This is a genomic window from Streptomyces sp. BR123, assembly GCF_013401435.1.
GTDB lineage: Bacteria > Actinomycetota > Actinomycetes > Streptomycetales > Streptomycetaceae > Streptomyces.
The window spans coordinates 1-6,509 of the sequence record NZ_JACBGN010000367.1 but is presented as its reverse complement, the minus strand read 5'-3'; the positions used below and the strand labels follow the sequence as shown (position 1 = coordinate 6,509).

The window sequence follows — 6,509 nt, the reverse complement described above, 5'->3', positions numbered from 1 at the left end:
GGCGGGGGTCCTCGTCGAGTGCACCGGGAGGATGACGCAGGCCTCTCATGCGACCGGTGGACGCGGGCCCGCCGCTGCCGGTTACGCGGTTACGCGGTTACGCGGTTACGCGGTTACGCGGTTACGCGGTTACGCAAACCCGGTCCCTTCGGGCGGGCGTGCGCACGCTGGTGCACCGGCTGTCGAAGCCGGTCGGGGAGAAGGGCGCCAAGCGGGCGCCGCGCAGTTGCCGAAGCAGGCAGGAGCGGTTCGCCGAGTCCCGCCGCTGCCTGCACGTACCCCCAGCAGGACCGCTCCCGCCGAGTCTGCAGGAACGGTTGCACAGCGTGAGGCGACGATCGCGACAAGCTGCGGTAACGGCCCGCCATCGATGCTGTCCGGAGGATTGTCGCGGCGGCTGCAACACCGTCAGACTGCGCGGATGAATTTCCAGGACAGCGGTACCGACGAGAGCGTGGAGGCACGCTGGCAGCGCCTCCCGACGACGTGGCGGCTGATGCTCGACCGGGGTGATTCCCAGGCCGCGGCCGCTGGGCGGGGCGTCCTCGCACTGATCGAGGCCGCCTCCGCGCAACCGGAGCTGCGTCGGCTGTATCCGTTCACCACCCGCTGCGTCCTGCGGTTCGGCTCCGGCGGCGGCCTGCCGACCGAGACGGACACCCCGGCCGTCGAGTCGCTGCGGGACGGCCGGTTCCGTGTGCTGAGCCCCACCCTCACACGCGTCATCGGCGAAACCGACACGGCGGACGCGGCGGTCGCCCTGCTCCTCGCGCAGTTGCCGGCGGCCCCGGATCAGTGAGCGCGGGCGCCGGATCGCGCCCGAGTGGCGGGAGTGACGGCGCGGGCGGATCCTGACAGAACGCGGCGATCCACCGCAGGGGCGCCGGAGCGGTCGCGCCCGGCGCCCCTACGGCCAGCTGACGCAGCCACAGAGGCCCCGAGCCCACCCCCCGAAGGTGGACGAACCGCCCGATGCACCGCCCCTGGACCGTCGTTCCCGAACGCCCGCGCCCGACCCGTACCCACGGCCGTGGAGATGCCCCCCGCGCCGTCACCTGCGCGGCACTCCGCTGCCCCGGCAGCCCGACCGCGGGCCGTGTCGATCACCCGGTGGTTGGCGGTGGCGACGATCGCGCACACCGTGATCAGCGGGTGCAGCGCCCCGAGGAGCTCCTGCCAGCCCTTCGGGGCGAGCACGACGATCACCACCCCGCACCACAGCGACCAGCCGAAGTGCAGCGAGGGCATCGCCGCGTACCGGCTGGAGGTCGCGGTCATCGCCCCGCACTGAGGGTCGGCCAGGTCCTGCGGGCCGTGCGCGGTGTCGACGAAGCCGCGGCTTCGAAGTGGAACAACGCGCAGGAGAAGTTGAAGAACCCTTCCAGCCAAGGCGTCTTCGTTGCCGCCTGGTTGACGATGTGTCCGATGTCGACGCCGATGGCACGTCGATGCCGAGGATCTGCCTGCCGTGCGCCTCGGCGTGGCCGCGGCTGGCGGGTGCGGCGGCCCGTATGTGCGAGGAGATCGAGCAGCCGATGCGCACGGAGGGCAGTTCAAGCAGCAGGTTGGGGGCGCGACAGCACGCGTCGCCAGAACGGCATCAGCGGCACGGCCCGCCACCGGCGGCGGTCGGCTGCCCGTACGCGGTCGGGAAGGGTTCGCGCCAGTACGGGGAGGAGCGCGGCAGGAACGGCACCGCGCAGACCGCGGCGAGCCGCCGTCAGCAGCACGCTGTCCCGTACTGGGGCCATTACGGCGATGTTGGGCAGCACGACGGAGCTGGGCAGGGTCGCGGCGAGGACCACGGCGGCGGGCGACACGCGCCGGTCGGCGACACGGCTGCCGACCTTGCCGGCGACGGCAAGCAGCAGCCCCAGCAGCCGGTGGCCCAGCCGGGCGGGGTGACGGCGACGGCCACGCGCCCGGTGACGGCGACGGCGAGCAGCAGCTGCCCGTCGCGGGCGTAGCGGACGGCGCGCCGCAGGCCGGGCCGGGCGATGGCGGCGGCGAGGCCGAGCAGGAAGCGGGCCGGGCGTTCGCCGGGAACCCGGAACACGGCCGGCAGAACCGGCAGCACGCGCAGAACCGGCAGCACGCGCAGGACGGCCGCGGCCTGCCGTGCGGCGAGGATCCCGACGAGCACCCACAGGAACGGCCGGGCCACCGTGAGCCCGCATGTCCGTCCGACCCGCAGTGCTCCGCCGTGTCGGCCGCGCCTCACCGGCCTCCCGCCTGATGGAACGCAATCCCGGCTTCGCCCGGCCGCCGCGTTGCATGGCCCGGAACGACGATATCCCGCGCCACATCCCTAGGATGGCGGTCATGAGCATCGTGAAGATCAACGTTCTGACCGTGCCCGCCGAGCAGCGGGAGGTGCTGGAGCAGCGGTTCGCCTCGCGGGCGGGGGCTGTGGAGGGTTCGGACGGGTTCGAGTGGTTCGAGCTGCTGCGTCCGGTGGAGGGCACCGACCAGTACCTGGTCTACACGCGGTGGCGGTCCGAGGAGGACTTCCAGGCGTGGATGGAGGGCCCCATGAAGGCGGCGCACCAGGGCGGTGGCGGCGGCGCGGCAGGGGCTGGAGAGCGGCCGAAGCCGGCGGCCTCGGCGTCGACGGTGTGGTCGTTCGAGGTCGTGCAGCAGGCGGGACCGAAGACCGGAGCCTGACCGGGAAGGGCGCGCGCCGGAGAAGCGCGGAGGCTGAGGGGTAGGAAGCGAGGAAGCGAGGAGGCGAGGAGGCCGTCAGCTCCAGAAGACGTCCTCCTCGTCTATGTCCTGCGTGCACTCGTCGATGTCGCTGATCTTCCCGCCGACGATCGTGAAGAAGAGGCCTTGCTGGACTTCGAGTCCGCGGTCGCCGCGGTCGCCGCGGAACGTGTGGACGGAGATGCCGTGCCCGCGCCCGTCCACCAGCACCGAGTGCAGGTCGACCGCCATGGTGCCGTTGGTCTCCTCGGCGAGGCGGCGGTAGAGGTTGAGAACGGCTTCCCGGCCCTTGTGGTGGCCTGACAGCGGGTTGTTGCCGGGCACGTGGTGGATGACGTCGGCCGTCATCAGCGAGCCCAGGGTGTCCATGTCGCCCTTGCCGAAGGCGTCGTAACCGCGGCGGATCAGGGCAGCGTCAGGGTGTTGGGACATGGTGGTCACGCCCTCCATCGGTACGATTTAAACCTTTCCTCATCATCAGCCCGTTCCTGTGGATATTCCACGCGGTGAACGACGGCGCGATTCCATAATGACGCCATGGACATCAACTTCGACACCAACACCGCAACCACCACCTCCACACCCGCACCCGCACCCGCACCCGCACCCGCACCCGACACGGCTACCGACAGCACCTGGACGGTCGCCGCCGAGCACGTCGACACACCCGACGCCACTGCACTGCGGCGCGCGTACTACGCGGAAGTCGCCGGACGCTACTGGAAGCGGCCCGCGACTGAGGCCGAGGTCGACGAGGGGCTGCGGGACGACCCGGCCGACGGGCTGGTCCCGCCGACGGGCCGGTTCGTCGTCGGCCGGCAGGACGGCGCACCCCTGTCCTGCGGCGGCATACGGATGCTCGATCCCGTCACCGCCGAACTGACCCGGGTGTACGTGGATCCGCGCGCCCGCGGCACCGGCGGCGGCGCGGCGCTGCTCGCCGCGCTGGAGGACGAGGCCCGGGCGCTGGGCGCCGAGCGGGTCCGCCTGGACACGCGGTCGGACCTGGTGGAGGCCCGGGCCCTGTACGCGCGAAACGGGTATGCGGAAATTCCGGCGTACAACTCGGGTCCGTACGCAGAGCACTGGTTCGAGAAGCGCCTGGTCTGAGAGACGAGGTGAGGCGGGTGAAGCGGGGGCGGGCGAGGGGGTGAATCCAGGCCGCCGACCGGTCAGGGGGCGGCGTGGTCGCGGGGCGGGGGCGCGTCGTACGGCTCCTCGGCGTCCGACCCGCAGAGTTCGGCGTTGATCTCCTTGACCAGTTCGGCCAGGTCGGTCGGGCGGTCCGGGCCCCACCAGTCGCCGAGCAGTGCGGCAAGGGACTCCTCGCGGGCCTGCGCCAGCTTCGCCGCGGCGTCCCTTCCGGGGCCGGTCAGGATCAGCGGCAGACCGTCCCGTACGGCGAGGCCGCGTACTTCGAGCTGGCGGGCGGCCTCGGTGATCACCTTCACCGGGACGGTCGTGCGTTCCGCGAGCACGGCGGGCTCGGCCGAGCCGTACCGGTTGATCCGCAGCAGCAGCCAGCTGGAGGCGGGCAGCAGATCCAGCCCGGCCCGCTCGGTGATCTTCTCGTAGACGTGGCGGCGGCCCTCGCGGGTGCCGAGGACCGACAGGGCTCGGGCCACTTCCTCGCGGGAGGAGCGCTCCACGGGATTGGAGGCGAGCGTCTCGGTCACGTCGGGGGCGGTCACGGAGCCGCGGAGCTTGTCCTCCTTGAGGAACCAGGCGACGGCGAAGGCGAGGAGGACGACGGGAACGGCATAGAGGAAGACGTCCGTGATCGATTCGGAGTAGGCGTCGAGCACGGTGGGCTGCACGTCGGCCGGCAGCGTCGCGATGGCCCGGGGGTCGGCCTCCACCTGGGCGGCCGTGCCGGGTGGGAGGGAGAGACCGGCGAGGGCGGTGGCGAGTTCGTCGTCGAGCCGGTGGGTGAAGACCGTCCCGAAGATCGCAACGCCGAAAGAGGCTCCGATGGAGCGGAAGAAGGTCGCGCCGGAGGTGGCGACGCCGAGGTCCGCGTAGCTGACGGCGTTCTGCACGGCCAGGACGAGCACCTGCATCACCAGGCCGAGCCCGAGGCCGAACACGAAGAAGTAGGCGCTCGTCTCCCAGCTGCCGCTGGTGCGCTGCAGCTGGTGCAGCAGCAGGAGTCCGATCGCGGTGACCCCTGTGCCGAGGATGGGGAAGACCTTCCAGCGGCCGGTGCGGCTGACGATCTGGCCGGACCCGGTCGAAGCGATGAACATGCCGAGGACCATCGGCAGCATGTGGACGCCGGACAGGGTCGGCGAGGCACCCTGTACGACCTGCAGGAACGTCGGGAGGTAGACCATCGCCCCGAACATCGCGAACCCGACGACAAAGCTGATCACCGAGCAGAGGGTGAAGGTGCGGATACGGAAGAGACCGAGCGGGAGGACGGGTTCGGCGGCCCTGCGCTCCACGAGGACGAAGGCGACGAGCAGGACGGCGGCGAGGAAGGCCAGGCCGACGATCCGGGCCGAGCCCCAGCCCCAGGTGCCGCCGAGGGAGGCGACGAGGATGAGGCAGGTGGCGACGGACGCGATGAGGAAGGTGCCGAGGTAGTCGATGGTGTGCTTCGAGCGGCGCGCCGGGATGCGCAGGGCCACTGCGATGACGGCGAGCGCGACGAGACCGACGGGGAGGTTGATGTAGAAGACCCAGCGCCAGGACAGCTGGTCGACGAACAGGCCGCCGAGCAGCGGACCGAGGATGCTGGTCGCACCGAAGACGGCTCCGAAGAGGCCCTGGTAGCGGCCGCGTTCACGGGGTGGGACGATGTCGCCGACGAGCGCCATGGCCAGCACGATCAGGCCACCGCCCCCCAGGCCCTGGAGGGCGCGGAATCCGATCAGCTGGGACATGTCCTGGGCGATCCCGCACAGTGCCGATCCGACCAGGAAGATGACGATGGCGGCCTGGAACAGCCTCTTGCGCCCGTATTGGTCGCCGAGCTTGCCCCACAAGGGGGTCGCGGCGGTGGAGGCGAGCAGGTAGGCCGTGACGACCCAGGACAGGTGCTCCATCCCGCCCAGCTCGCTGACGATGGTCGGCAGGGCGGTGGAGACGATCGTCTGGTCGAGGGCGGCGAGCAGCAGGCCCAGCATCAGTGCGCCGATGGAGACCAGCACCTCACGGGAGGCGTGTTCTGCTGCCGGACCGGATCGGCCCGGGCCGGAAACGGGATCCACGGCGGCGTTGGCGCCTTCGCGAGCCATCCTCTCCTCCTCAGGTCGGATCAACATTTCCATCCTGAGCGGTGTGTCCGGTTATGGCCTCTCGGGCGGGTTGGGCGGCCCTTGAAGGGTCTGCATAATCGCAGGCAATGGCCAGGGAGGGAGTCCAGTGAGCGCTGAGCGCTGTCCAGATTGCGACGCTGTGGGCGTCGGCTGCGAGTGCGCGCCGGAGGGACCGGGGGGCGGTTTCGAGCCACTGCGCATCCGCCCGTACGTATCGCTGCCCCACCCCGGGGAGCCGGACCCGCAGGCCACGCAGGTGATACCGCCGGTGCCACCGATACCGCCGGCCCAGCCGATCCCGCCCGTCCGGCCGGTGCAGTCGGCCCAGCCGCTGTACGGCTCGGTGGCCGACCCGGCGCACGGCTACGCCCGCGCGGACACGTCGGCGCGCGAGGACTCCACCCCGGCGTATGGAACACCTGCGGTCTGGCCGGACACGCCGCCGCAGGCGACCTGGCCTGCGCGAACGGCCCCGCTGCCACCGACCGTGGAGGACCTGGGCGAACTCGGCACACTCGCAGGAAGGGGAAGAGGAAGGGGAGGGGG

General features: G+C 71.5%; 8 protein-coding genes and 1 pseudogene. 4 read left to right on the top strand and 5 right to left on the bottom strand.

Going from position 1 to position 6,509, the window contains the following annotated elements; genetic code table 11:
* Window positions 1-421: 421 nt before the first annotated feature.
* A complete protein-coding gene (locus tag HYE82_RS32750; RefSeq protein ID WP_179177847.1) occupies window positions 422-799 on the top strand; it encodes a DUF6193 family natural product biosynthesis protein in 378 nt (125 codons plus the stop codon).
* On the opposite strand, the gene HYE82_RS39135 is transcribed toward HYE82_RS32750, so the two are convergent.
* The 3 genes from HYE82_RS39135 to HYE82_RS39125 form a co-directional block, all read right to left on the bottom strand.
* On the bottom strand, window positions 793-1,248 hold the full coding sequence (locus HYE82_RS39135; RefSeq protein ID WP_306439674.1) for a phosphatase PAP2 family protein: 456 nt from the start codon (window positions 1,246-1,248) through the stop codon (window positions 793-795). The genes HYE82_RS32750 and HYE82_RS39135 overlap by 7 nt on opposite strands.
* Before the next feature lie 305 nt (window positions 1,249-1,553).
* Entirely contained in the window at window positions 1,554-1,751 is a 198-nt protein-coding gene (locus HYE82_RS39130; protein WP_306439673.1) for a hypothetical protein, read from the bottom strand.
* Complete coding sequence (locus HYE82_RS39125; RefSeq protein ID WP_306439672.1) at window positions 1,751-2,164, bottom strand: hypothetical protein; 414 nt, start codon at window positions 2,162-2,164, stop codon at window positions 1,751-1,753. The genes HYE82_RS39130 and HYE82_RS39125 overlap by 1 nt, the downstream gene beginning before the upstream one ends.
* A 158-nt stretch (window positions 2,165-2,322) precedes the next feature.
* Here HYE82_RS39125 and HYE82_RS32740 point away from each other — a divergent pair, with 158 nt between their 5' ends.
* On the top strand, window positions 2,323-2,664 hold the full coding sequence (locus HYE82_RS32740; protein ID WP_179177846.1) for an antibiotic biosynthesis monooxygenase: 342 nt from the start codon (window positions 2,323-2,325) through the stop codon (window positions 2,662-2,664).
* Between the two features lie 75 nt (window positions 2,665-2,739).
* On the opposite strand, the gene HYE82_RS32735 is transcribed toward HYE82_RS32740, so the two are convergent.
* Complete coding sequence (locus tag HYE82_RS32735) at window positions 2,740-3,135, bottom strand: nuclear transport factor 2 family protein (RefSeq protein ID WP_179177845.1); 396 nt, start codon at window positions 3,133-3,135, stop codon at window positions 2,740-2,742.
* 105 nt (window positions 3,136-3,240) lie between these two features.
* Here HYE82_RS32735 and HYE82_RS32730 point away from each other — a divergent pair, with 105 nt between their 5' ends.
* Complete coding sequence (locus HYE82_RS32730) at window positions 3,241-3,813, top strand: GNAT family N-acetyltransferase (protein ID WP_179177844.1); 573 nt, start codon at window positions 3,241-3,243, stop codon at window positions 3,811-3,813.
* Between the two features lie 62 nt (window positions 3,814-3,875).
* On the opposite strand, the gene HYE82_RS32725 is transcribed toward HYE82_RS32730, so the two are convergent.
* On the bottom strand, window positions 3,876-5,942 hold the full coding sequence (locus HYE82_RS32725) for an MFS transporter (RefSeq protein ID WP_179177843.1): 2,067 nt from the start codon (window positions 5,940-5,942) through the stop codon (window positions 3,876-3,878).
* 289 nt (window positions 5,943-6,231) lie between these two features.
* Here HYE82_RS32725 and HYE82_RS37390 point away from each other — a divergent pair.
* Window positions 6,232-6,509 (top strand): annotated as a pseudogene (locus HYE82_RS37390) (hypothetical protein); the annotation flags it as partial.